A 23,234-nucleotide genomic window follows, 5' to 3' on the forward strand; every position below is an offset into this window, starting at 1 on the left:
TCAGGGAACGAAGAGCGCCTGGGCGACGAGGAGCGCCGTCACGACGAAGACGGCGTTCGAGAGAAAACGTGCGACACGCGCAGGCTCGCGCGCGGCGAGAATCCAGGTGCCGAAGCCGACCATGCCGCCCACGTAGCCGACGATCAAGATGCGCCAGAAGTAGCCGGCGTGCGGGCTCCAGATGACGAGGGCGGGATCCGCTTCACGGAAGAGGATCGCTTGAATCACCCGCAGCACGCCATAGAGGCCGGTCGCGGTCAGGCACGCAGCGACGACGGCCAAGGAGAGGCGCAGGCCACGCGACGCGTTCGGCCCGATCACGAAGGACCCGTTTTTCGGACGCGAGGGCATTCGCGGTCCGCACCGAACGATCCGTCGAGGTACTCGGTCACGACCTTGCAACCGCCTCGGCACACCGAACGAATGTTGCATGATGCACATGGTTCGGGTGGCGCGTCGGCGTGACGGCGGAAGGAGGCGAAGCCCGGCTCGTCTCGCCAACCGCCGGCGAGCTTCTCGATGTGGAGCGACGTGGGGGCGGCGAAGCTGCAGGGTGAAACGTGCCCGTCGACCCGCGTGGCCGCGAGGTTCGAGCCCGCTTCGCAGCCGAAGATGCCCCAGCGCGCAAGCCGCTCAGGGGTGTCGTAGAGCTCGGGATCGGCCGACAAAAAGGGCACGAGCGCACAGTCGATACGGATGCGTACCCGGTCATCGTGCTCGGCTGCGAGGGAGCGAAGGACGCTGCCGAGGCTGTCGGATTGCTCGGGCGTGAGCCGCTTCGCGAAGTAGTCGAGCGACCGTGCGCGGCCTTGCGGCTTGTAACGCAGCAGCTGGACCTCCTTTGCTCCGAGTGCCACTGCGCGACGAACCGTTTCGGACAGGCGACCGAACGTCGAGCGCGTCAGCACCACGTTTACGCCCACCTCGATGCCCGCCTCGCGAAGACGCTGGATCGCGGACTCCGCCACGTGCGCTCCCTCGAAGCCTCGCACGTCCGCATATGCCTCGTCGGGCCCGTCGTAGCTGACGTTGACCTGGGCGAACGCACGGAGGTTTTCGATCTTCTTCTTGCCGAGACCGATGCCGCTCGTCGTCACCACCGGCGTGATGCCCCGCGCGCGGGCGGCGTCCGCGAGGGCGCCGAGATCGTCGCGCAACGTGGGCTCGCCGCCGCCGAACGCGACCGTGAAGACGCCGGCCTTCTGGAGTCCGTCCAGCGCGCGTTCGATGACCTCGCGTGCTGGTTCGACGCCGTCGGGACGCGCGTCGAGGTAGCAGCCCTCGCAGCCGGCGGCGCATCGCGACGTGACGGCGAGATGAACCTCGATGGGGGCGGTGGAGACGGAGGCGGGGCTCGTCCAGACCGAGCCGCCGTCGAGGCCGAGGGCGCGGACGCCTTCGCGGTCGAGGGCGATCAGCGCGGGCTGGCGTTCGAGTTTGACCCAGGCGCCCCAGGATTCGTAGCGGACGATCATCGGCGGGGCTCCGTGTCCGACTCCCCAGCGTCCCCACCCGCATCCGCGTCCGCGTTGGGGGATGAGCCGGTGACCTTCACGTCTTCGTCCTTCATTGCGGCGCAGAGGGCGGCGAAGAGGGCTCCGCCGAGGGCGGCGCTCACGAAGAGGGTGTCGACGACGCTGCCGACGCTCGAGCAGTTGGCGCCGTGGCCGAGGCGAACGGCTCGCACGTTTTCGGGGCGAACGTCGCGCTTGGCTTCGGTCATAGACCCATCCCTTCGAGGTAGGCGACGTCGACGGCGCGGACGACGAGGAAGGCGGCGCCCGTCACTGCGACGCCGCAGAGAACGGCTCGTGACAGGCGTGCAAGGGACGACGAGCCCGGCGTGGACGCGCCCCAGATGCGCGCGATCGCCAGGAGCGGGACGAGGACCAGACCCAAGATCAGGAACGGGCGTGCGGTGCCTGCCTCGAACCCCGACGCGAGCAGGCCGCCGAGCACTCCGACGTACGCGGCATACCCGATTCCGACCGGCGCGATGCGGGCGAGCGCGCGCAACACCTGCTTCGTGCGTCCACGACGCGCGGCCGAGACGAAGGCACGGAGGGCCAGCGCGGCCATCGCCACGAGCGCGGCCGTCGCCACACGGCCCAAGGCCTGACGTCGTGCGAGGCGACCCACTTCACGCGCGAGCTTCGGATCGGCGCGGTCACCGGCTCGAGCGAGAACCTCGCGCGCGGCTGCGAAGTCATTCCGCGCAATCAAGATGGCGACCAGATCGCGCGAAGCCTTCTGCGTGACGATGCGCGGCGCCGAGGGCTCGTCGAGAATGCGTCGGTAGAGTGCCATGGCCTCGTCGGGCCGATTGAAGCGACGGCCATAACCCTCCGCGGCGAGCACCCAGGCTTCGACGCGCACTTGGCCGGGAGGAAAGCTCTCTGCCGCCCGGACGAGCGCGTCGATGGCGTGAGCGTCCGTGGCGAGCGCGGGATCGCGTCGTACGCGCTCGAGCGCGACGAGCGGCACGAATTCGCCTTCTGAATGGCTCCGGAGGAAGGCTGCGCGGGCCTCGGCGCGCGGCGCGTTCCGGCTGCTCGGGTCGAGCGCGCGGGCTTGGTCGTAAGCGGCGAGGGCCGAGGCAAACGCAAACCGTTCGTCGTCGCTCCGTGCCCGCTCGTAGAGGGCCTCGGCGTGGGCTTTTGCGTCGGCGCGGGCGTCGGCTGCGTCCCCACGCGCTTCCGCTCGCGCCTCGTGGCACACGCTGGCGCCGGTGACAGCGAGGACGAGCACCAGGAACGCGAAGAAGGCGCGCACCGTTGGAAGCTCCCACGCCGTTCGGGCGTTGTCCATGGTAAGTCGAGTCGTCGTGACGGGCTTTGCGTCGAGAAAACAGGGATCTGCGAGGGGCTTGGGCTCGTTCGAGATTGCGCGCTCGTTCGAGAGTGCGGGCGTGCTCGTGAGCCGGGTCGCGTTCGTTCTCGCGGCCGTTCTGGTCCTGGGGGGATGCGCGAAGTCGTGCAAGGACGACCATCCCTACGTTCCGTACAGCGTCAACGACGCCCCGTCGGGCTCGGCCGCGGCCGCCGAGAAGCCGCCCGAGGAAGACGCGGGGACGAAGTCCGCCGAGCCGTCGCTGGTTGCGGGGGCAAGAACCACGACGTGGAAGCTCGAAGGACTCGAGCTCGTCGCGCCTGCCGGCAAAGAGTTCGCCCTCGCCATCGTGCGGGACGTCGACGACGACGGGAAGAAAGACGCCCTGGCCGTCGTACGACGCGCCGCACCTGCGACGGGCGCCGCAGAGCTTCTCTTCTATCGCGGGTCGAGCGCGGGCACGCCGGTCTCGCTCGCGACCTCGCCCGTGACTCGCATCGAGCCGGGCTGTACGCCCGTCCTTCGCCTCGAGCGCGTCGGTCCGCGGTCCGCGTTCGCGGAGCTCGGCGCTTCGTGTCCGCGCGCGGCTGCGTCACGTGGCGTGTTCGTTGTTCGGCTCGCGAAGGAGCCGGCCATTACCTTCGACGTGATCGTGCGTGATCCGGCGGGCGCGCCTTCGCTCGCGCTCGACGTCGACGGCGCCGATCGCGACAAGGACGGAATCGACGACATCGCGCTTCGCGTCGCCATCGAGGGCGGGGGACCGCCGTTCGAGCCTGGCCCGCGCCTTTCGGCCAAGGTCGCCTACTTCGATCGACCGGCAGGTCCGAGCCGCGATCCCGACGAGCCGGAGGCGTCGTTCCGAGCGATCGCCGCGCAGGCGGCCGCGAAGGCCAAGACGAAGGATGCAGCGTCGGTCCCGGTGCTCGTGCAGCAGATGCGGGCGCTCTTCCGCGCCATGTGCCTCGAAGGCGGCGCGCCGCGGCTCGTGAAGGCGCGCGGCGCAGTGGGAGCGATCTCTTGCGGGAACAGCAAGCCCCTCGAGGATGCGGGCGTCGCCGAGGTTCGCGCCTTCGTCACCCAAGGCGACGCGCTGCGCGCCGTGACGGCTGCCGACGTTGCCCAAGCTGCTCCGGCGACCAAAACCGCGGCGAAGACAACGGAGATCACGACCCTCCTCAACCAGGTCGCGCCCGGTGTCCAGGCCAAGAGCTCGCGCACGCTGGTGGCGAGTATCCCTGTCGTCCGTACGCCCCACCCCGCGTGGGGAGCCGTTGCCTTCGAACACGGCAACAAGCTCCTCGTGCGCACGGGAACCAAGGTGATTCGCTTCGAGCCCGAATCGGGCGAAGAGTCGGACTCCGAGGTCACACCGTGGCCGTCGCAAGTGCTCTCGCCCGACGGCAAGAGCCGGTGGCTGGAGGCCTACAACGCGTGCGAAGGCGTGGCCCTCCGCGCGACCTTCGCTCCGACCGGCGGCGAAGGCGACATCAAAGACGTGCTCTTGCCCGTGGCGCCGGCGCTCGGGACGCGCTGCTCGGGCTCTCGAGGCGAAGCCGCTCCGGCCGTCCCGCTCGCATGGAGTGCGCGCGGTCTGGAGACGCTCGTTGCGGGCCAACCCCTGCTCGTCCGGCCCGAGAGCTCGCAGGCCTCGCTTCTCGCGTCGTTTCTCGACGAGCCTGGCGCGCAAGGGTCGCCGCGCTCACCTTCCGGCAAGGCCATGGCGCTCGCGACGCGCGACGGGGTCCTCGTTCGCGGGGCGAAGTGGAGCCGCGTGCGCGCGCCCGACCTCGAGCCCTACGACGATCTTCGGGCCTGCACCATCTCGGACGATGCCTCGATGATCGCCTGCGAAAAACGCGGCAAAGTGGTCTTCGCCGCGTTCTGAGCTCGTCGCTTTCGGGCGAACGAACGATTACTTGTGGCGAGGCGCGGTCGTGCAGAGCACGTCGTCGGGATCGCGTGTGCTCTGCAAGCATTGGATACGCGCGTCGTTGCAGCGGACGACGAGCACGCCATGCGAAACGAGCTGCGCGAACGGAACGCCCGCGCGCTGGACGACCGCGCGGGTGGGCGTCTTGTCGTCGCAACCGCCGGCCATGAGGAGATCGATCTGGCGACCGCTCGCGACGACCTCGACGCGATTGAGGCGCGCCTTGTCGGCTCCGTTGTCGATCGACAGCACGATGGGCTTCAGCTTGTTCGCCAGCTCACCCGCGTAGGTCGGATCGGCATTCGCGTCGTCGGGGTGCGGAGCGCGCATCGCGGCCATGTACGAGATGGCCTTCTGCTGGACCTCGATGGGCATGCCCGAGCCCACTGTCGTCTGCGGGCGCGGGATAGGGCGCTCCGGCTTGGGAATCGCGCTGGCCGACGCGGCGGCGGCACCTGCTTCGACGGGGGCCGTCGTCGGGATGGCCGATGCCGTCGGGGCAGGGGACTCTGATGGCGCTGCCGACGCCGATGCGCTGGCCGCTTGGCTGGGGGCCTCTTGCTTGTTGTCGCACGCCGCGGAGGCGAGCAAGATCAAAGGCAGGGCGGCGCACGCTCTCGAAGCCATGACCGCCCAATAGCATGCCCTCGCCTCGACATCGAAGTGCTTACGCAAGTGCGCGGTTGGCCTCGTTCGCCGCGATCGTCGCTTCGATCGCGGTAGGGACGTCGTCGTCCGCCGACGAGCCTCCGGTTTCGGCCTCGATGCAATGCGAACACGTGGTCGAGCCCGGGCGCGTGCGCTGCACCGTCGAAGCGCGCGCGTCCGCGGGGCGCACGCTGGCCTGGGCGGACGTCGCGGTTCTCGCGCTGCCGGATTTCGCGACGGCCCTCAAGGGGCGTATTGGTCACGAAGATACGACGGCCCGCGAACCTCAAAGGTATGCCTGGGCGTTCGCGCTCGTGGCGCGCCGGGCGGGCCAGGGGGAGGCTCGCGCCAAGGTACGGGCGGTCGTTTGCGATGCGGACACCGACGGAGGCGCGAAGGATGCCGCGTCGGGGTGTGCGCCGGTGACGGTGGAAGTCCGTGCACCGCTCAGCGTCGGCAACTGACAAATTGCCGCTTTTTTGGCTGGTTCGGGGCTTCTTGGTACGACCGAACCATGCAGCTTCCGGGGCGTCTGAAGGCCACGACGCTGGGCGATCTCCTCGGCGCACTCCACCGGAGTCGCTCGAGCGGAACCCTGGAGCTCACCGAGCCGAACGGTCGCGCGCATCGCGTATACCTCGCGGGCGGCCTCGTCACGGCCGTCGAGTTGGATCGCGCCTCGGCCTCGCTCGCGGAGATTCTGCGCCGCTACGACGAAGTCGACGAGGACACGCTTCGCCGCTCGCTCCTTCGCGCGCTCGCTTCTCGCCGCCTCCACGGCGAGGTCCTCGTGCGTGACTTCCACCTCTCACCGGTCGTCCTCGATCGCGCGCTCCGCCGTCAGATCATGCTGCGTCTCGCGGTGCTCGAAGAGCTCGGCGAAGCGCAGATCTCTTTCCGCGTCGCCGTTCGCGCTCCACGCGGAGCCCTCCTCGAGGAGCCGGTCCGCCCGAAGGACTTCCTCGCGGGACGCAAGCGAGCTCGCGACCGCGAAGCGCGCAGCGAGGCCTACGACTCTCAACCCATGCGGGCAGCCGCGCCCATCGATGCGGGGCGCGTCCAAGCCTACCGCGCCCTCGGCGTGACCTTCGGGGCGGACCAGACCGAGATCAAGCGCGCGTACCGGCGCCTGGTCCGCTCGTACCACCCGGATCTCCATCCCTCGGCGTCCGCCGATGAACGTCGCACGCTGACCGTCCGGCTCTCCGAGGTCACCGCGGCGTACAAGGCGCTGGTCGCCTAGAGCACGTCGTCAGCGGGGACGAGCTGGCGAATCGCCTCGCCGGAGCTCGCGCTCGTGGAACTCCGCGCGCTCCAGCAGGAGATCGAGGTCCTCGCGCCGAATGTCGAAGGTCTCGCCGAGATCGGCGAGAGCATGATCGATGGCGGTCGGATGCAGAATACCGATGTCGTCGGTGGCCGGTTGGGCCGGCTCGACGTGCGGCACACGATGCGGATACGTGTGGGTCGAAACGCGGTGGAACAGCCACCCCATCGTCACGAGGACGATCGAGTCGAGGCCGACCGGAACGAGCGGAAACAAATAGCCCGCCGAGATGATCGCCTTGCCGCCGATCACCGCCGTCAACGCGGCTGCGCCGCCAGGCGGATGGAGGCAGCGCAAGAGCGACATCGCGAAGATCGCGCCTCCGACGGCAACGCCAGCGGCGACGACTGGGTTGTCGATGAGGCGAGCCGCCGTCACACCGACGAACGCCGACACGACGTTGCCGCCGATGATGGACCAGGGCTGTGCGAGCGGACTTGCCGGCACCGCGAAGAGAAGAACCGCCGATGCTCCGATGGGCGCCACGAGCATCGGTAGCGACGAACGGTCGCCCGCGAAGTACGCGCACAGACTTGCCGTCACGGCGATGCCGAGAGCGGCACCGAGGGAGGAGACGACGCGGTCGCGCAACGTCGCTCCCGCAAGCGCAGGAACGAAGAACCGGAATCGGTCGAAGTTGATCATCGAGTCGACGAACGCGCCGCTCTGACGTTCGCGCGCCGTCGCGGGCCGCACCTCTAGTTCAGCCCACCGGCCATTCACAATCACTCGATGCAGGCTGAGCTTTCATCTCGCGTTGCGAGAGCTCCACGAGAGCTCCGCCAGACGAAGTGGCCAGCACCGGTGATGGGGAAGGATGCTCTCCGCCGGCGCGAACGTGATCAGTGCAGCAGTTGCAGCTGCGCGAGCTGCATCTTCGCTTCGGCCGCGAAGCGCGATTCCGGGAAGCGCCGAATCAACGTTCGCCACGTGTTCTTCGCGTCGTTCCACGCCTGCGTGTCCATCTGGCACCAGGCGAGCAACTGCAGCGCGTCGTCATGGACTTCCTTGTCCACGGGGTTTTCGGCGAGCGTCGTCAGAATCGGAATCGCCTCTTTCTGGCGATTCAGGTGCCTGTACGCCTCGGAGAGTCCGAGTCGCACGGAAGGCCCGATGGCGGCATCTTCCTTGTGCTTGATGGACTCCTCGAAGGCCGTTGCCGCTTCTTGCCAGCGCTGGACGCGCACCTTGTCCATGCCCTGCTGATAGAGCTGGCCGGCGAGCTCGTTCTTCGCGCGCTCCACGGCGTCGGAGAAGATGGCCGTCTCGGCTTTGCTGAGCGGCTCCTTCTTCATCGCCTCCCATTGCTCGACGAGGTCCGCGCGCTTTCCCTGGCGCACGAGATCGTAGAACTGCGCGGCGCGGGACTCGGCGCGTGCGCGGTCTTCGTCGCGCTTTTGGGCCTCACGGAGCTCTTTGCGCAGGCGTTCGTTGTCGACCGCACGCTGATCGGTCTCCGCCTTGATCTGATCGACGCGAGCATCCCATGCGAGCTTGAGTGCGGCGAACACGACGACGACGAAGACGATGTACGCCGTGGCGCTGTTCCACGAGAGGCGGCGCTCGTAGGTCTGCTGGCGCTTGGCGATCGACTTGATGTCGGCGCTGAGGGCGTTGGTCAGGTTGTTCGTCTTGATGACGAGCCCGCGCGACTCGATGATCTCCCGCTTGATTTCGCGGAGTTCCTCGTCGACCTCGTGGACCATGGGGCGCGATGCCTAGCACGGCGCTGGGCACGGGGAAAACTCGGGCTTCCGGCTCGGCGGCGTTTCGGTGACGCAAAAGACATCACAGAAACGCGAGGACTTTCCAGGCTCACCTTGCCGTCCAGTGGGTCCCCGTGGTACCACGCGCCCCGCATGGCCAGCACGACCGACATCCGCAAGGGACTCAAGATTCAGATCGACGGCGTCCCGTTCCACATCGTCGAGCACCAGTTCGTCAAGCCGGGCAAGGGGCAGTCGTTCACGCGCTGCCGCGTTCGTAACCTGGTGAACGGCTCGGTCGTCGAACGCACGTGGAAATCCGGCGACTCGGTCGAGCTTGCGGACGTCGAAGATCGCAAGATGACCTACTCGTGGGAAGAGGGCGACAACTACGTCTTCATGGACACCAACACCGGTGACCAGATCTACGTCGGCAAAGAGAAGGTCGGCGACGAGTCGCGCTTCCTCGCGGAAGGCCTCGAAGTCGAAGTCACGCTCTTCAACGGCAACCCGATCGGCATCGACATGCCGCCGAACGTCATCATGCAGGTCGTGGCGAGCGAGCCGGGCGTGAAGGGCGATACGGCCAGCGGTGCGACGAAGCCGGCCACGCTCGTGACGGGCGCCACGGTCAACGTCCCGCTCTTCATCAAGGAAGGCGAGTGGATCAAGATCGATACGGCGACCGGCCAGTATCAGGAGCGTATCAACAAGTAGTCTCGGCGCTGCCTGCTCGGCAGAGGGCGCTACGAAGCTCTGCGGCATTGCACAGAGCCCCGCCGTAGCGCACACTTGCCGGCCATGCGCGGGATCTTCTTCGGGAGCGCGGTTGCAGCTGTTTCGGCAGCCGCCGCGCTCGCGCTCGTTTGTGGTGCTTGTAGCTCGTCGAGCACCGACTCGGCGGCGCCGTCCGATGGGACGAACACGACGTCGGGCGGCCCGCCAAGGGCCACCGCGCCCAGTGGATCGATTCCGTGTACGGTCGACAAGATCCTCGCGGAAGACTGCCGGTCGTGCCATTCGGCGAGCCCTCAGTTCGGCGCGTCGATGCCGCTCATCACCTTGGCCGACCTCTACGCGCCGGCGAAGAGCGACCCCTCGAAGAAGGTCTACGAGCTCATTCCGGCGCGCGTCGCGAACGATGCGTCGCCGATGCCGCCGCCGCCGAATGCGCGCCTTTCGGACGCTGACCGCCAGACGCTCACGTCCTGGGTGAGCGGCGGCGCGCAACCGTCGAACGAGACGTGCGGGAATACCACGCCGCCGACGCCGTTCGATCCCAGCGTCAACTGCAAGCCGGACCTGTCGATCGGGCCTGCTTCGGCGTGGTCGCTGCCCGCAGCGACAGGCGAGGATTACGTCTGCTACGGCGTTGAACTGAAGAAAGACTCGCCCACGCACGTGACGGGGTTCGTGCCTCGCATCGACAACAAGACCGTGGTTCACCACATCGTGTTGTTCGAATCGGACTCGCCCGAGCCCGCGACGCCGAAGTCATGCAGCCCGGGGGGCTCGCTCCAGTGGCGCATGGTCATGGCGTGGGCGCCGGGCGGGAAGGGGCTCGAGCTACCGCCCGAGGCAGGCTTTCCGATCAAGCCCGAGGGCACGCACTGGGTCGTTCAGATGCACTACTCGAACGCCCAAGGCCTGGCCGATCAGAAGGACTCGAGCGGCTTCGACATCTGCACCTCGCCCCCGCGCCAGTACGAAGCGGACGTCCTGGCCTTCGGAACGCAGAAGTTCACCATCCCCGCGGGCGCGGCGAACTGGCCGAGGGAGTGCTCGATCAAGGTTCCGTCCCAGCTCGCCGGCACGCACCTCGTGGCCGCCATGCCGCACATGCACAAGCTCGGCGTCCGGATGTCGACCATCCGAAAGCCCGCGGACGCGAGTGCGCCGGTCGACCTCGGCACCATCAACAACTGGAGCTTCGATTCGCAGGCGTGGCTCCCGGCGACCACCACGCTCGCGGCAAATGACGTGATTACGACGACCTGCACGTGGACGAACACGACGGGCGCGCCGGTCGACTACGGCGAAAAGACGACCGAGGAGATGTGTTACTCGTTCACGCTCTACTACCCGAAGGTTCCGAATATCGGCGGCTTGCCGGTCTGGAGCTGGGCCGCTCCGGCGATGCTCTCGACCTGCAAGTGAGCGGGGGGCACCGCGGAGCCGCGGGCGCCGCGTCCGGTCAGGTCCGGCGTTGCGGCATGACGTTCGAGCTTGATTCGGCTTGATATGTGGGCGTTCCGCTGTAGGTTCCAGCGGTAGACCGGTCTCAATACCCGTCCGCCCCGTCCGGGTCACTTGACCCGAACGGGCTGGGCGAAGCAGGTTCGCAGCAGGCCGGTCTCAACCAAGCCAACGCGGGAAGACGACCCATCCAACTCTACGGCAACACTTCGGGCCTACCCCCTTCGGCCACCAAGACGCTCGAGCGTATCTACCGGCGCCGCGTGCCCCTCGATGACATTTCCACGCCCGAGCTGACGCGTTCGCTCGTCGAGGCCAGCGTGGAGACAGGGCGTCAGGTGGGCGCTCTCGTTCATCGCTCGGGTCAGGTCGATTACGTCATCGTCGGCGACTCCGGCAAGCTCATGCTTCCGGACATCGGCCGCCTCCGCGCCGCCGAAGGCCGCTTCCGCGGCCTGCGCCTGATCCACACGCACGTGCGCGGTGAGGCGCTGACGCGCGACGACCTCGTCGACCTCGTGCGCCTGCGTCTCGACCTCGTCTGCGCGATTCAGATCAACGCGCGCGGCGAAGCGCGATCGCTGCATTATGCATACAACATCCCCGGCGAAGAAGGCGCGCTCCCGTATCGCGAGCACGGGCCCACGCCGATCGGTCAGGAGCGCGTCCACGTCGGCGAGCTCATGTCCGGGCTCGAGGCGGAGTTCGCGAAGCGCACGCGTGGTCGTGCGGTCCGCGCGCCGGCCGGTCGCGCCTTGCTCGTTCACGTCGCTGACAAGTCCGAGCGCGACGTGGCTCGCAGAGCAGACGAGAGCGTGCGTGAGCTCCGTGAGCTGGCGCGCACCGCGGGGGTCGAGGTCGTCGACACGATCGTGCAGCTGCGCGAACGCGTCGATCCGAAGACCGTCCTCGGCAAGGGCAAGCTCGACGACGTCATCCTGCGCAGCATGCAGCTCGACTCGGACGTGCTCATCTTCGACCGCGAGCTCACGCCGGCGCAGGCCTCGGCGATCGCCAAGGAAAGCGATCTCAAGGTCATCGATCGCACGCAGCTGATTCTCGACATCTTCGCGCAGCGCGCGGAGAGCAAAGACGGCAAGGTGCAGGTCGAGCTCGCGCAGCTGAAATACAACATGCCGCGACTCGTCATGAAAGACGACTCGCTCTCGCGCCTCACCGGCGGCATCGGTGGTCGAGGCCCGGGCGAAACGAAGCTCGAAATCGGGCGTCGTCGCGCCAAGGAGCGCGTTTCTCATCTCGAAGCGCAGCTCAAGAAGTTCGGGCGCCAGCGCGAGCAGCGCCGTCACAAGCGCACGCGCGAAGGCGTACCCACGGTTGCCATCGTTGGGTACACGAACGCCGGCAAGAGCACGCTGCTCAACACGCTCACCGGCGCCGACGTCCTCGCCGAAGACAAGCTGTTCGCCACGCTCGACACGCGTTCGCGCCACCTCAAGGTAGGCTGGGCAGGCTATGGCGATCGCGAGGTCGTCATCTCCGACACCGTCGGTTTCATTCGAAGCTTGCCGAAGGATCTCTTCGCAGCCTTCCGCGCGACTTTCGAGGAGGCCAGCGACGCCGACTTGCTGCTCGTCGTCGTCGACGCCACCGACGACGCGAAGCAGGAGCACATCGCCACCACCGAGTCGCTGCTCGAAGAGCTCGGCCTCCAGGACATCCCGCGTGTGCTCGTCTTCAACAAGATCGAGCTCCTTGCGCCGATCGATCGCGCGCTTCTCCAGCGCAAGAACCCCGATGCCGTGCTCCTCTCGGCCACGCAGCGCGAGACCACACGACCCCTCGTCGAGCGCATCGCGAAGGAGCTCGCCGAGCGCTGGACGGAGAGCGCGAAGACCCCCGAGACGATGGATCTCGAGGGCCAGGTCACTCCACCTTCCGAAGAGCCCGCCGAGGACGCGGACGTTTCGGCCTCCACGCTCGTGGAGCTTCTCCGTCGTGCGGGCCGTCGCGTTCGCCCACCGCGGCTCGTCGAAGAGAAGGCTCCGCGACGCGTTTGAGCCGCTCCAGACGGGCGAGACTCGCGAGCCTATCCGCCACTGCGTGATAGGCTCGCGAGGTCATGGTCCTCCGCCTCCGTCTCGTGGCCTTCGTGACACTCGTGACGTGCGCGCTCGTTGGTCTCGTCGGCTGCGGAGGAAGTTTCTCCGGCGCGAAGGCGGACTTCCGCAAAGGGCGCTTCGCCGAGGCCGAGAAGGAGCTCGTGGCGATGGAGCCGCGGAGCAAGAGCTGGTCGAGCGAGAAGCGCGCCGAGTATTCGCTCTACCGGGGGCTCGTTCATCACGCGCTCGGTGACCGGCGCGCCGCGCTTCTGTGGCTGCGTGAGGCCAAGGCCATCGACGACGCACAACCGCACACCCTCGCCGAGGACGATCGAACGCGCCTCGACCTGGCCCTCGAATCGCTGGCCGCGGACGCTGCTCCGCCGTCGCCCTGACGCTCTGCGTTGGGCGGCGTTGGCCGGCGAAGCTGGGCCATTCCTTTCGCGCAGTGAACGTTTCGTCGGCCGTCGTTTCGCGCTAAGTCGAGGTCCGCCATGGCCTCTTCCCCTCGAACCGTTCACGCTGCTCGCGGCACTGAAATCACCTGCAAAGGCTGGGTGCAAGAAGCCGCGCTCCGCATGCTCCACAACAACCTCGACCCCGAGGTCGCGGAGCGCCCCGAAGATCTCGTCGTCTACGGCGGTACGGGCAAGGCTGCCCGCTCGTGGGACGCGTTCGACGTCATCGCACGTGAGCTCAAGACGCTGGGCAACGACGAGACGCTGCTCGTGCAGTCGGGCAAGGCGGTCGGTCGCTTCCGTACGCACGCCGACGCGCCGCGCGTCCTCATCGCGAACTCGAACCTCGTCGGCAAGTGGGCCAACTGGGAGCACTTCCGCAGCCTCGAGGCCAAGGGCCTCATCATGTTCGGTCAGATGACCGCGGGCTCGTGGATCTACATCGGCACGCAAGGAATCCTGCAGGGCACCTACGAGACGTTCGTCGCTGCCCGCAAGGCATACGGCGAGCGCACGGGCAAGACCGGCCAGTTCTGGTGCCTCACCGCCGGTCTCGGTGGCATGGGCGGCGCGCAGCCTCTCGCGGCGACGATGGCGGGGCTCTCGTGCCTCGCCGTCGAGGTCGACCCCTCGCGCATCCAGAAGCGCCTCGACACGCGCTACGTCGACGAGCGCATCGACGATCTCGACAAGGCCCTCGAGCGCCTCGAGCGGGCACGCAAGGAAGACAAGCCGGTGAGCATCGCGCTCTGTGGCAACGCCGCGGAGATCTTCCCCGAGCTCGTGAAGCGCGGGATCACGCCGGACCTCGTCACCGAGCAGACGGCCGCGCACGATCCGCTCGTCGGCTACGTGCCCATGGGCTTCTCGCTCGACGAAGCCGCCTCGCTCCGCAAGGAGGATCCCGAGGCGTACGTCGAGAAGGCGAAGGCCAGCATGGCCGAAGAGGTCGAAGCGATGCTCGCGATGAAGAAGCGCGGCGCCGAGGTGTTCGACTACGGCAACAACATTCGCGCCTGCGCGGTCGAAGCCGGCTGCGAGCGCGCCTTCGACATTCCGGGCTTCGTCCCCGCGTACATCCGCCCGCTCTTCTGCGTGGGCAAGGGGCCGTTCCGCTGGGTGGCGCTCTCCGGCGATCCGGCCGACATCGAAGCCACCGACCAAGCGGTGCTCGATGCGGTTCCGAACGATCCCGATCTCCGTCGCTGGATCGAGCTCGCCAAGGAGCGCGTGACGTTCCAGGGCCTTCCGTCGCGCATCTGCTGGCTCGGCTACGGCGATCGCGCCAAGGTCGGCCTCGCGTTCAACGAGCTCGTTCGTTCGGGCAAGGTGAAGGCGCCGATCGTCATCGGTCGTGACCACCTCGACTGCGGCTCGGTCGCTTCGCCGAACCGCGAGACCGAGGCGATGAAGGACGGCTCCGATGCCATCGCTGACTGGGCGATCCTGAACGCCCTCGTCAACACCGCCGCCGGCGCCAGCTGGGTCTCGTTCCACCACGGCGGCGGCGTCGGCATGGGCATGAGCCTCCACGCCGGCATGGTCGTCGTGGCCGACGGCACCGACGACGCCGCACGCCGCCTCGAGCGCGTGCTCACGAGCGACCCCGGCATGGGCGTCATCCGCCATGCGGACGCGGGCTACGAAGAAGCCATTGCGTGCGCGACGGAGAAGCACGTCCACGTCCCGCACCGCGAGGGCTGAGAAGGATCAGCGAGCCGGCGCCTCGACGGTCGTGCGAGGCGTCGGATACGAGCTGAGTCCCACGCGGCGCCCATCGGGGTCGCGAAAATAGACCGAGTACGACGTCGACGCCTCGATCGCGATGCCAGCTTCACGGAGCCGCGATGCGAGGCGTTCGTGTCCTTCCGGATCGACGGCGAAGGCCACGAGCTCCAGCGATCCCTCGGGAACCGAAGGCTCGTCGCGATTCTTTCGCTCGAGCATCACGAGGGTTCCGGCAGCGTCGAGCCAGACGCTCCGCGGCGGCGTTCGTGCGACCACGGCGAGCCCGAGCACGTCGACGTAGAAACGCTCCAGCCGTTCGAGATCGCCCGTTCGCAGGGCCAGATGATGCAGCCTCATGGCCGGAGCTTACTCCAAGCAGCGCGGCCGGCGCCGAGAGGTCAGCGAGAGGTCACGGGGCGCGACAGGCGTGCTAGACGCAGGGGCATGCGTAACATCGTCGTCGCCACCCACGGGCATTGTTTCGATGGTCTCTGCTCGGCGGTGATGTTCACGCGACTGATGCGCCACATGCACCCGGGCGAGGACCTTTCGTTCACGTACCGAGCGATGGGGTACGGGCCCGGCTCGAACGGCGTCGATCCCGCGTTGCTCGTCGGCGAAGACAACGCGATCCTCGATTTCCGTTTCTCCTCGTCGCCGAAGCTGACCTGGTACTTCGATCACCACGTCAGCGCGTTTCCGCTCCCCGACGACCGCTCGACATACGACGCCCGCGTGAAGGCCACGGGCGACGATGGCGCGCGCCGCATGTTCCACGACGGCACCTACGGCTCGTGCACGAAGCTCATCGCCGACATCGGCCGCGAGCGCTTCGGTCTCGACACGAGCGAGTCAGCGGAGCTCGTGCGCTGGGCGGACATGATCGACTCGGCGAACTTCCCGAACGCCGAAATGGCGGTCGAACGCGCCGAGCCGGTGCTGCAGCTGATGACCGTCGTCGAGCATCGCGGCGGTGACGCATTTCTCCAGGAGATGATCCCGCGCCTGTTGAACGAGCCGCTCGAGAAGGTCGCGCGCGACAAGCAGATCCAAGAGGCGTACGCGCCGCTCGCCGCGCAACAGCACGAGTTCGTCGATCTCGTGAAGCAGCATGCCAAGGTCGTCGGTAAGGTCGTCGCCGTCGACCTGAGCTCCGTGGTGGTGGACGTCGCCGCGAAGTTCGTCACCTACGCGCTCTGGCCGGACAGCGCGTACTCGATCGTGCTGAGCCGCTCGAACACGAAGTGCAAGCTGTCGATCGGGTACAACCCGTGGTCGAAGATCCCGCGTACGCACAACATCGCGAGCATCTGCGAGCGTCACGGCGGCGGCGGACACCCGGTCGTGGGCGCAATCTCGCTGCCCGCCGATCAGGTCGAGCGCGCGCAGAAGCTCACGGCGGAGATCGCCGCCGAGCTCGACTCCTGAGCGCGTAGGCGCTTCGTCGACGCGCTACTCGCAGGTGACCTGGAGGACCTGGATGCCCTCGGGAACCGGCTGCGTGAAGAGGCCCTCGGTGAGCGGCGGATTCCACTCCACGTTCTCGTAACGGAACTGGACGTCCTCGTTCTTGCCGGGGACCTCCACGTGGATCTTCATCGGCAGCTCCGCGTTGCACGTCGGGCCGCTCGGCGGAATATTCGGGTCGATGTGGTCGGGGTCGACCTGCTCTTTGGCCATCTTGCCGGGCTCGGGATTGTCGAGCTCGGCGTGATACAGCACGATGCCCTGCTGGCGGACCTCGACCTCGAGGACGCGCATGCGCTGCTCCTGCCAGGGCTTCCCGCGGTCCTCTTTGAACGGCGCGATGTGGATCTCCTGCTCCGCGCCGCGCGTGCTCGCGATCTTGAGTACGTAGTACCCGCTCTTGCTCCATTCGACCGTTGCCGCGTTCGGCTCGTGCTTGAGCACGGGCGGCGCGCCGCGAAGGATCGAGACGAGCACGTGCGCCGGCATGGGTACGGTGGTGAGCCGCGCGATGTTGCAGGCCGACGCGGGACCGTAATAGAAGCGCTTTTCGCGCTGGTCGAGCAGGGTGAACTTGCCGTCGCCACTGGCGAGCGTTGCGACGAGGCCCACGTTCATCGGACCAACGACGTCCATGCGAAGGCGATCGGGCCAGAGCGCGAACATGAGCAGCTCGCCGCGCACGCGTCCGCCCTTGCCGAAATGATCGATCTTGGCGGTTGCGTGGATGCCGACCCCGCAGTCCTGGGTCGCGTGCACACGATCAATCGCAGCGCGCGCGTTCGGGACCTGGGACGCCGGCGGGGGCGTTCCGCAGCCGACGGACGAGAGGGCGGTGAGCACGAAGGCGAGGGGGAGCTGCCAATCGCGAGCCATGACGCCTCCTATCATGGGTGGCTCCGGGCGCGTCATGGCTCGGCTCCGGCGAGGCCTCAAGATTCCACTCCAGACGCGAAATGATGGCACAACGAGACGCAGCGCTCGGCACTTCACGTTCCGTTTAGCGCCATCCTGTCCGGGATCCGGACATCGTGCTTCTCGGGTGTGTCAACAGAACGTGACACACCCCATTTCAGAAAGACGCAGAAAGAGGACCCTCCGGGCTGGCAAACCTCTTGCGCTGTGGGGTGTCGCATCCGGTCAACACTCCCCGAAGTCCGGGGAAAACCGGAGGAGGATTTGTTCGATGCACAAAAACAACCGTACCTGCGGGTTCTGCTGTTCGCTCGCGACGCAGGGGGCCGGCACGTTCTGATCGGCTAGTCGCCGTCGTCCTTCTCTTCTTTGTGATGGAGATGGGGCTCGGCGGCGTGCTCGATGGCGCTCTGGATGAGCGCGCTGACGTGCGAGTCAGCGAGCGAGTAGAAGATGTGCTTGCCCGCCCGCCGGCGCCCGACGATTCGTTCGGCGCGCAGCAGGCGGAGCTGCTGGGAGACGGTCGAGAGGCCGACGCCGGCTGCTTCGGCGAGCTCCGTGACACACCATTCACCGTCGCAAAGGCGGTGCAGAAGCTTGAGGCGCGAGAGATCGCCGGCGGCTCGGAAAATGGCGGCAGCTCGTTCGAGCTGTTCGTCGTTGACCGTCTGCTCTCGCAGACGTCGCGCGTGCTCTTCGGGGCCACAGTGCACGTCGACCGGTTTCACGGGGGTGCGCGTCGACGCGGGAGGAGCGCCGGCGCCCGGCCTTGCATTCTCGGGGGGCCCGCTCGTGCCGGCGTGCGGGCTCGTCACTAGCGGCGTGCTCTTCGGAGTCTTGAGGGTCGACGGCTTCGTGGCCGAAGGTCGCGTCATTCACTTCACCGTTCGATGAATTGTTCTAATGGGGGAGAGCTCGCCGTCAAGCGCAGGCGGGGACGCTGGATTCTCTCACTTCCGCGCAACCTGGTTGCGCGGAATGAACCGTCAAATTCCGCTTGTGACAAACTTGGGCAAAGGACCGAGGATTTCGGGGCCCTCGCCCATCGTGGGCCCCGAAATCTTCGGTCCGTGCAAGAGGTCACCGAAGTAGTTCGGTTCGAAAGGGGCAGGGATGGAGTATGTCCCAGCCGCCGATGCTTCCGACACAACTCGTACGTCCGCTCGAGGCTGCCTGGCAGGAGATTCTCGACGGTGTTCTTCGGGCTCGTTCGGCCCCCGTGACGTCCGATGTTGCAAAGCTCGGCGCGAAGGTGGCCGAGCTGTCGAAGGCGTACAACGCGGGCCTGGCCGGCGATGCACGTGGTCGTGCTCCGCTTCCGCTCGAGGCGCGCATCGGCTTCTCGTTCGCGCGTGACGTTCCGAAAGGCGCTGGGGCGGTGCGCGAGCTCGTAGCGACCGGTACGCTCGCGATGCCCGAGGGCAGAGCACTTCGTATCCTCGATCTCGGTGCCGGCCTCGGCGCCATGAGCTGGGGCATTGCGCGCGCGCTCGAGGCGGTGGGCGCGCGTGGGCAGATCGAAACGCTTCTCGTCGACGAGGACGAGGCCGCGCTCGCAGCTGGAAAGGCGATCGCCGCGAAGGCCAAGGGCTTGCCGTCGGCCATCGAGCTCGGCCTCGAGACACGCGTGCAGCGACTCGCGCCGGGCATGCGAGTTCCTTCGGCGGACGTCGTCGTCATGGGCCAGGTGCTCAGCGAGCTCGACCTCGCGCTCGGGGAGCAGGAGCGCGTCGAGAAGCACGTGGCCCTTCTCTCCGATCTTCTTCGCACGGCCGTCGCGCCGGGCGGCTCGCTCGTCGTCGTCGAGCCCGCGCTGAGGGATCGAACGCGGCACCTGCATGCGGTTCGCGATCGCCTGCTCGCGCAGGGAGGCGCCTCGGTCTTCGCGCCTTGTCTGCACGCTCTCGCATGCCCCGCGTTCGCCGTGGAAGGCGAGTGGTGCCACGAAGACGTGCTCATCGACCTGCCCGAGTGGTTGGTTCCGGTCGCGCGCGCGGCAGGGCTTCGATGGCAGGGCCTGACGTTCAGCTACCTCGTGCTCCGCACGGGCGCCCCGACGCTCGCGGGCAAGCTGCCGGAGCCCGCGCCGTCGCGTGTCCACCTGCGTGTCATCTCCGACTTGCTCCGGAGCAAGGGAAAGACCGAGCTCTTCGCGTGCACGAGCACCGGCGAACGCGTGCGAATGCGACACCTCGATCGAGACGTCACCGAGGCGAGCGCGCCTTGGGAGGAGCTCCATCGTGGCGACGTCGTGACCCTTCGCGCCGCGGGAGACGTTGCTTCGGATCCGCCGGTCGACGAGCGAGGGCGATTGTCACGCTCCGTGGAGGTTGACGTCTGGCCTTTCCGCAAGTAGCTGGCCGTGACGACTTGGCGGGGGGCCGCATCTTCGATTGGAGACCGTCATGAAGGGGCTCTACGCGATCGTCGACACGAAGCTCCTCGCAGCACGCAAAACCGACCCGATCGCCTACGCGCGCGCGCTCCTCGAGGTCCGGCCTGCGGCATTGCAGCTGCGCGCGAAAGATCTTCCCGCACGCGCGATCCTCGCGCTCCTGCGCGTGCTGGGGCCGATGTGCCGTACGGCCGGCGTGCCGCTCGTCGCGAACGATCGGGCCGATCTCGCGGCGCTCGCCGGCTGCGAGATCGTGCACATCGGACAGGAGGATCTCCCGTTCGAGCTCGTGAATCGCATCGCGCCGCAGCTCGGCGTCGGCATCTCGACGCACAACCCGGAGCAGCTCGCCCGGGCGCTCGCCTGGCGGCCGCGCTACGTTGCGTATGGTCCGGTGTTCGAGACGGTGAGCAAGAGCAACCCCGATCCCGTCGTGGGACTCGCCGGCCTTCGTGAGGCCGCGGGCATGGCCAGCGCCGCGGGCATTCCCCTGGTCGCCATCGGTGGCATCACTCTCGCGCGCGCGTCCGAGCTCAAGCCGTACGCGAACGCCTGCGCGGTGATCGCGGATCTGTACCTGCCGGACTTCACCCTCAAGGACGTGACCGAGCGCGCCCGCGCCTTCCACGTCGCGCTCGGCGGTGAGCCGCGCACCATCGAGGCGCGTCCGTGAGTTTGCTCCTCGCTGGCCTGATCGCCGCGTCGGCCAGCGGGGCTGCTCTCGTGGGACGATGGCTTGCGCGCCGTCGCGACGACGCGCCCGTGGACGCCACGGCGAAGGAAGACGACCCGGGGCCGAAGACCAAGTCGAAGCCCGCAACGGAGACGAAGCTCGAAGGCTTTCCGTGCCAGCTCGGCGACGTCGTGATGCGGCTCACCGGCGAAGAGGCTTGGCTCGCGGGCGGGGTCGTGCTCTCCGAAGAAATGCCCGTGGCCGTGCTCTTCGTGGCGCCCGAGGCCAAGCAAGACACTGTGCTCTACGCCCGGCCCGTGCCGCGCGCCTCGATCGCGTGGCTGTCTCCGGTCGACGCCGCGAGCGTGCTCCTTCACGGTGAACCCCCGAACGCCATCGAACACGAGGGCATTCGCTTCGAACGCGTGAGGCGCCTGCCGCTCCGTACGCAGCGGCTCGGGGTCGGAGCGCCCAACGTCGGCGACGCCGTGGTCGTTGCCGAGTACGCGTCGGCGGGTGCCGAGCGCCTCGTCGTGCTCAAGGCGACGAACGGCTCTTCCTTCGCGTATCGCGGGCTCGAGCTCGAGCCGTCGGCGTACGAGGTCATCGCCTCGGGGCGATCCACGCTCGATGAATGACGAGTGACGGTTCGAGCGCGCGTCACACGGCGCGCATGCGCATCACCATCGCCTCGACAACGAGCTGAGGCGCGCCGTTGCCGGCGAGGTGCTCGAGGGCCGCGAGCGCGAAGCGACCTCGGAGCGTGAGCGCTTCGGCCTCGTTCGAGCCGTTCTTGGCGGCGCGCGCGGCCTGGTCCGAGAGTGCGGTGGCGAGAGCGGCGATGCGCCCAGCGAGCTCGTCCTTGGCCTTCTTGGCCTCTTCCGCGAGGGCGAGGGCGGGCTCGATTCCTTTGGCGGCCACGGCCTCGAGCGCGCGCGTGACGAAGGCCTCGCGAGCCTCGCTCTCGTCCGGATCGGCGAGCATGACGCCCGTGGCGGCGCTTCCACCGGAGAGGCGCGCCACTTCCTGCGCTCGCGCCGAGGCAACTCCCCCGGTCTGCAGAATCTCGGCGACGAGATCGTCGGGAAGGGGAGCGAAACGCACGCGCAGGGTGCGCGAGAGAATCGTCGGCAAGAGCGCGTCGGGCTGGGAGGTGAGGAGAATGAAGTGTGTGCGGGCGCCTGGCTCCTCGAGCGTCTTCAGCAGCGCGTTCGCCGCCGAAACGCTGAGCTCCTCGACGCGACGGATGACGAAGACCTTGGCGCGGCCCTCGTGCGGGGCATACGCCGCGCGCGTCAGAACGAGCGTGCGCACTTGGTCGATCGAGATGTCCTGCGTTTCCGGCGTCCGCCGTCCGATCTGTTGCGGCGTGTAGAGCCCGCGCTCGAGAACGACGATGTCCGGATGGATCGGCCGGCGCTCTTCTTCGCGCGGGACCGCACGCTGGCAAGCCGAGCATTCGCCGCATGCGCGCAGCAACGGCGCGGCGGCGCCAAAGAGGCCGCCCTGCTCGGTGCTCCCGCGCTTCTCGCAGACGAGGGCCTGGGCCAGACCGAACGCGGCGAGCTCTTTGCCGACGCCGTCGGGGCCGGCGAACAAGTAAGCGTGATGGACGCGATCGGAGTCGAGGGCACGCTCGATCGTCCGCTTTGCGGTGTCCTGCGCGCGCAGTTTGGAGAGGAGATCAGCCGCCATGCTCGTCTCGGCCTCCACGCGTATCCAGGAGCTCGCGTCGCGTCAACCGCGTCCGTCGTGGGGGGCAGCGCACCGATTGGGTCAAGGGGCGAGCGGTTGCCGTCGCGTCACGGAGGGAGGGCGCACGACGACCTGCAGGAGTCGGCCGAGCGCGATTCCAGCGATGGCGGCGAGGCCGCCCACGAACGGTTTGGGGCCGAACAGCGCCACACCGAGCGCGAGCGTGGCGAGGTATCCGACGGCGACCGACGCGAGGAGCGCCGAGCCGATCGAATGGCTGTTCTGTTCGACGTTGCGGCCGCAGGCTTCGCAATACGTCTTGCCGTCGACGTCGTAGGTGGTGCACGCCGAGCACAGCGTGCGCTTGCACGACGCGCAGGTGCCGGTGGCCTCATGGTCGGGGTGAGCTGCACACTCCACGGTAGGGAGTGTATCGTAGGTTGCGCGATGGCGCTCGACCCCATCCGCCTGCTTCGCTCGATCGAGCATGTCCACGGCCACCTCGGTTGGTTGGCTGCTGCCGTTCTCGTCCATCCCGCTGTGGTGCTTCGCAACCGAACGCGTCGCGCGCACTATGCTGTCGGGCTCGCGACGGCGTTCGTGACCGTGGCCGCGGGCATCGGCGCGTGGCTCTACATCGGCTATCGCGAGCGACTGAAGCAGGGCATCTTCCAGACGGCGCCGTCGGTCGGCCTTCTCTTCGAGCGCAAGGAGCATCTCGCATTCGGTGCGGTGGTGCTCGCGTGGGCGGGCGCGGTTGCCTACTTCGCGGCGCCCCGCGCGACGGCGGAGATGCGAACGACCCTTCGGACGATCGCGTTTCGCTCGTTCGCCTCGTCGGCCGTGCTGGCGGTGATCGTGGCCGTTCTTGGAACGGTCGTCGCCGTCTACCGTACGTTCTGACGCACTCGCGGAACGGCGCGCTCGCGAATGGCGCGCCCTCGTTTGGCGTGAACATTGCGCTTCGTCGCCCCCTATGGGCACCGTTACGAACATTCCGCCGCTTGTGCTGGACGGGGAGGAGAGCGTGCTCTGCGAGATTCTCGAGCACCCCACGCGCGATGACGTGCACGAACAGCGGGAAGCGCTGCAGGAGTGCGAAGGCGTCATTCACGCCCCGCCTATCGCCATGCGGTCACACGAGCCGCACGGCTTCGATTGCACGAGCACGCAAGTGACCACGACCGTCACACGTCGCTGGCGC

At 67.8% G+C, this 23,234-nt stretch carries 25 protein-coding genes; 13 read left to right on the forward strand and 12 right to left on the reverse strand.

Annotated features, from left to right (window positions below; all coding sequences use genetic code 11):
* The 4 genes from AKJ09_RS35750 to AKJ09_RS35765 are packed head-to-tail and all read right to left on the reverse strand — an operon-like array spanning position 1 to position 2,808.
* Entirely contained in the window at positions 1 to 321 is a 321-nt protein-coding gene (locus tag AKJ09_RS35750) for a hypothetical protein (RefSeq protein ID WP_146652331.1), read from the reverse strand.
* Complete coding sequence (locus AKJ09_RS35755; protein ID WP_146652332.1) at positions 318 to 1,475, reverse strand: radical SAM/SPASM domain-containing protein; 1,158 nt, start codon at positions 1,473 to 1,475, stop codon at positions 318 to 320. The genes AKJ09_RS35750 and AKJ09_RS35755 overlap by 4 nt, the downstream gene beginning before the upstream one ends.
* Positions 1,472 to 1,723: a hypothetical protein gene (locus tag AKJ09_RS35760; RefSeq protein WP_146652333.1), complete on the reverse strand. Its 252-nt coding sequence runs from the start codon at positions 1,721 to 1,723 to the stop codon at positions 1,472 to 1,474. The genes AKJ09_RS35755 and AKJ09_RS35760 overlap by 4 nt, the downstream gene beginning before the upstream one ends.
* Positions 1,720 to 2,808, reverse strand: a complete 1,089-nt coding sequence (locus tag AKJ09_RS35765; protein ID WP_146652334.1) for a hypothetical protein — start codon at positions 2,806 to 2,808, stop codon at positions 1,720 to 1,722. The genes AKJ09_RS35760 and AKJ09_RS35765 overlap by 4 nt, the downstream gene beginning before the upstream one ends.
* Before the next feature lie 58 nt (positions 2,809 to 2,866).
* Here AKJ09_RS35765 and AKJ09_RS35770 point away from each other — a divergent pair, with 58 nt between their 5' ends.
* On the forward strand, positions 2,867 to 4,717 hold the full coding sequence (locus AKJ09_RS35770; RefSeq protein WP_146652335.1) for a hypothetical protein: 1,851 nt from the start codon (positions 2,867 to 2,869) through the stop codon (positions 4,715 to 4,717).
* 27 nt (positions 4,718 to 4,744) lie between these two features.
* Here the strand turns inward: AKJ09_RS35770 and AKJ09_RS35775 are convergent, their stop codons facing one another.
* Entirely contained in the window at positions 4,745 to 5,389 is a 645-nt protein-coding gene (locus AKJ09_RS35775) for a hypothetical protein (protein ID WP_146652336.1), read from the reverse strand.
* A gap of 56 nt (positions 5,390 to 5,445) precedes the next feature.
* Here AKJ09_RS35775 and AKJ09_RS35780 point away from each other — a divergent pair, with 56 nt between their 5' ends.
* The gene (locus tag AKJ09_RS35780; RefSeq protein WP_146652337.1) at positions 5,446 to 5,874 is read left to right on the forward strand and encodes a hypothetical protein; all 429 of its coding nucleotides are present in this window, start codon (positions 5,446 to 5,448) and stop codon (positions 5,872 to 5,874) included.
* 50 nt (positions 5,875 to 5,924) lie between these two features.
* Positions 5,925 to 6,653, forward strand: a complete 729-nt coding sequence (locus tag AKJ09_RS55720) for a DnaJ domain-containing protein (RefSeq protein WP_205633896.1) — start codon at positions 5,925 to 5,927, stop codon at positions 6,651 to 6,653.
* A gap of 9 nt (positions 6,654 to 6,662) precedes the next feature.
* Here AKJ09_RS55720 and AKJ09_RS35790 read toward each other — a convergent pair whose 3' ends face one another.
* Together AKJ09_RS35790 and AKJ09_RS35795 are read right to left on the reverse strand one after the other, a co-directional pair.
* A complete protein-coding gene (locus AKJ09_RS35790) occupies positions 6,663 to 7,433 on the reverse strand; it encodes an HPP family protein (RefSeq protein ID WP_205633897.1) in 771 nt (256 codons plus the stop codon).
* A 146-nt stretch (positions 7,434 to 7,579) separates the two neighbouring features.
* On the reverse strand, positions 7,580 to 8,443 hold the full coding sequence (locus AKJ09_RS35795) for a tetratricopeptide repeat protein (protein ID WP_146652338.1): 864 nt from the start codon (positions 8,441 to 8,443) through the stop codon (positions 7,580 to 7,582).
* Positions 8,444 to 8,596: 153 nt separating this feature from the next.
* Between AKJ09_RS35795 and efp the strand changes: the two genes are divergently transcribed.
* From efp to hutU, 5 genes are all read left to right on the forward strand, one after another.
* Positions 8,597 to 9,160, forward strand: a complete 564-nt coding sequence (gene efp, locus AKJ09_RS35800; RefSeq protein ID WP_146652339.1) for an elongation factor P — start codon at positions 8,597 to 8,599, stop codon at positions 9,158 to 9,160.
* A gap of 84 nt (positions 9,161 to 9,244) precedes the next feature.
* On the forward strand, positions 9,245 to 10,600 hold the full coding sequence (locus tag AKJ09_RS35805; RefSeq protein WP_146652340.1) for a monooxygenase: 1,356 nt from the start codon (positions 9,245 to 9,247) through the stop codon (positions 10,598 to 10,600).
* A 302-nt stretch (positions 10,601 to 10,902) separates the two neighbouring features.
* Complete coding sequence (hflX, locus tag AKJ09_RS35810) at positions 10,903 to 12,657, forward strand: GTPase HflX (protein ID WP_240488698.1); 1,755 nt, start codon at positions 10,903 to 10,905, stop codon at positions 12,655 to 12,657.
* A gap of 62 nt (positions 12,658 to 12,719) precedes the next feature.
* Positions 12,720 to 13,094, forward strand: coding sequence for a hypothetical protein (locus AKJ09_RS35815; RefSeq protein ID WP_146652342.1), 375 nt, complete (start codon positions 12,720 to 12,722; stop codon positions 13,092 to 13,094).
* A gap of 99 nt (positions 13,095 to 13,193) precedes the next feature.
* Positions 13,194 to 14,861, forward strand: coding sequence for a urocanate hydratase (gene hutU / locus AKJ09_RS35820; protein WP_146652343.1), 1,668 nt, complete (start codon positions 13,194 to 13,196; stop codon positions 14,859 to 14,861).
* 6 nt (positions 14,862 to 14,867) lie between these two features.
* Here hutU and AKJ09_RS35825 read toward each other — a convergent pair whose 3' ends face one another.
* Positions 14,868 to 15,242 carry a VOC family protein gene (locus tag AKJ09_RS35825; protein WP_146652344.1) on the reverse strand — a complete coding sequence of 125 codons (375 nt, stop codon included), beginning with the start codon at positions 15,240 to 15,242 and terminating at the stop codon, positions 14,868 to 14,870.
* An 87-nt stretch (positions 15,243 to 15,329) separates the two neighbouring features.
* Between AKJ09_RS35825 and AKJ09_RS35830 the strand changes: the two genes are divergently transcribed.
* On the forward strand, positions 15,330 to 16,313 hold the full coding sequence (locus AKJ09_RS35830; protein WP_146652345.1) for a hypothetical protein: 984 nt from the start codon (positions 15,330 to 15,332) through the stop codon (positions 16,311 to 16,313).
* A 24-nt stretch (positions 16,314 to 16,337) separates the two neighbouring features.
* Here the strand turns inward: AKJ09_RS35830 and AKJ09_RS35835 are convergent, their stop codons facing one another.
* Entirely contained in the window at positions 16,338 to 17,228 is an 891-nt protein-coding gene (locus tag AKJ09_RS35835; protein WP_146652346.1) for a hypothetical protein, read from the reverse strand.
* Between the two features lie 383 nt (positions 17,229 to 17,611).
* Positions 17,612 to 18,142: an ArsR/SmtB family transcription factor gene (locus tag AKJ09_RS54470; RefSeq protein ID WP_205633898.1), complete on the reverse strand. Its 531-nt coding sequence runs from the start codon at positions 18,140 to 18,142 to the stop codon at positions 17,612 to 17,614.
* Positions 18,143 to 18,402: 260 nt separating this feature from the next.
* Between AKJ09_RS54470 and AKJ09_RS35845 the strand changes: the two genes are divergently transcribed.
* From AKJ09_RS35845 to AKJ09_RS35855, 3 genes are read left to right on the forward strand one after another with little or no spacing between them, the layout of a single operon-like run.
* Complete coding sequence (locus AKJ09_RS35845) at positions 18,403 to 19,623, forward strand: small ribosomal subunit Rsm22 family protein (RefSeq protein ID WP_169928136.1); 1,221 nt, start codon at positions 18,403 to 18,405, stop codon at positions 19,621 to 19,623.
* Positions 19,624 to 19,672: 49 nt separating this feature from the next.
* The gene (locus AKJ09_RS35850) at positions 19,673 to 20,335 is read left to right on the forward strand and encodes a thiamine phosphate synthase (protein ID WP_146652348.1); all 663 of its coding nucleotides are present in this window, start codon (positions 19,673 to 19,675) and stop codon (positions 20,333 to 20,335) included.
* Positions 20,332 to 20,973 carry a hypothetical protein gene (locus tag AKJ09_RS35855; RefSeq protein WP_146652349.1) on the forward strand — a complete coding sequence of 214 codons (642 nt, stop codon included), beginning with the start codon at positions 20,332 to 20,334 and terminating at the stop codon, positions 20,971 to 20,973. The genes AKJ09_RS35850 and AKJ09_RS35855 overlap by 4 nt, the downstream gene beginning before the upstream one ends.
* A 22-nt stretch (positions 20,974 to 20,995) precedes the next feature.
* On the opposite strand, the gene AKJ09_RS35860 is transcribed toward AKJ09_RS35855, so the two are convergent.
* Both AKJ09_RS35860 and AKJ09_RS35865 read right to left on the reverse strand, forming a co-directional pair.
* Entirely contained in the window at positions 20,996 to 22,030 is a 1,035-nt protein-coding gene (locus AKJ09_RS35860; protein ID WP_146652350.1) for a DNA polymerase III subunit, read from the reverse strand.
* An 81-nt stretch (positions 22,031 to 22,111) separates the two neighbouring features.
* A complete protein-coding gene (locus AKJ09_RS35865; RefSeq protein ID WP_146652351.1) occupies positions 22,112 to 22,450 on the reverse strand; it encodes a hypothetical protein in 339 nt (112 codons plus the stop codon).
* A 27-nt stretch (positions 22,451 to 22,477) separates the two neighbouring features.
* On the opposite strand from AKJ09_RS35865, the gene AKJ09_RS35870 reads away from it, so the two are divergent.
* Positions 22,478 to 22,933 (forward strand): hypothetical protein, encoded by a 456-nt coding sequence (locus tag AKJ09_RS35870; protein WP_146652352.1) that lies wholly within the window; start codon positions 22,478 to 22,480, stop codon positions 22,931 to 22,933.
* Positions 22,934 to 23,234: the final 301 nt, after the last annotated feature.

The sequence above is a fragment of the Labilithrix luteola genome (assembly GCF_001263205.1).
GTDB lineage: Bacteria > Myxococcota_A > Polyangia > Polyangiales > Polyangiaceae > Labilithrix > Labilithrix luteola.

Coding starts and splice junctions, on each gene's coding strand:
- AKJ09_RS35755 (WP_146652332.1), bottom strand. CDS start 1,475: ATGATCGTCCGCTACGAATCCTGGGGCGCCTGGGTCAAACTCGAACGC.
- AKJ09_RS35760 (WP_146652333.1), bottom strand. CDS start 1,723: ATGACCGAAGCCAAGCGCGACGTTCGCCCCGAAAACGTGCGAGCCGTT.
- AKJ09_RS35765 (WP_146652334.1), bottom strand. CDS start 2,808: ATGGACAACGCCCGAACGGCGTGGGAGCTTCCAACGGTGCGCGCCTTC.
- AKJ09_RS35775 (WP_146652336.1), bottom strand. CDS start 5,389: ATGGCTTCGAGAGCGTGCGCCGCCCTGCCTTTGATCTTGCTCGCCTCC.
- AKJ09_RS55720 (WP_205633896.1), top strand. CDS start 5,925: ATGCAGCTTCCGGGGCGTCTGAAGGCCACGACGCTGGGCGATCTCCTC.
- AKJ09_RS35795 (WP_146652338.1), bottom strand. CDS start 8,443: ATGGTCCACGAGGTCGACGAGGAACTCCGCGAAATCAAGCGGGAGATC.
- efp (WP_146652339.1), top strand. CDS start 8,597: ATGGCCAGCACGACCGACATCCGCAAGGGACTCAAGATTCAGATCGAC.
- AKJ09_RS35805 (WP_146652340.1), top strand. CDS start 9,245: ATGCGCGGGATCTTCTTCGGGAGCGCGGTTGCAGCTGTTTCGGCAGCC.
- AKJ09_RS35815 (WP_146652342.1), top strand. CDS start 12,720: ATGGTCCTCCGCCTCCGTCTCGTGGCCTTCGTGACACTCGTGACGTGC.
- hutU (WP_146652343.1), top strand. CDS start 13,194: ATGGCCTCTTCCCCTCGAACCGTTCACGCTGCTCGCGGCACTGAAATC.
- AKJ09_RS35825 (WP_146652344.1), bottom strand. CDS start 15,242: ATGAGGCTGCATCATCTGGCCCTGCGAACGGGCGATCTCGAACGGCTG.
- AKJ09_RS35830 (WP_146652345.1), top strand. CDS start 15,330: ATGCGTAACATCGTCGTCGCCACCCACGGGCATTGTTTCGATGGTCTC.
- AKJ09_RS35835 (WP_146652346.1), bottom strand. CDS start 17,228: ATGGCTCGCGATTGGCAGCTCCCCCTCGCCTTCGTGCTCACCGCCCTC.
- AKJ09_RS54470 (WP_205633898.1), bottom strand. CDS start 18,142: ATGACGCGACCTTCGGCCACGAAGCCGTCGACCCTCAAGACTCCGAAG.
- AKJ09_RS35845 (WP_169928136.1), top strand. CDS start 18,403: ATGCTTCCGACACAACTCGTACGTCCGCTCGAGGCTGCCTGGCAGGAG.
- AKJ09_RS35850 (WP_146652348.1), top strand. CDS start 19,673: ATGAAGGGGCTCTACGCGATCGTCGACACGAAGCTCCTCGCAGCACGC.
- AKJ09_RS35860 (WP_146652350.1), bottom strand. CDS start 22,030: ATGGCGGCTGATCTCCTCTCCAAACTGCGCGCGCAGGACACCGCAAAG.
- AKJ09_RS35870 (WP_146652352.1), top strand. CDS start 22,478: ATGGCGCTCGACCCCATCCGCCTGCTTCGCTCGATCGAGCATGTCCAC.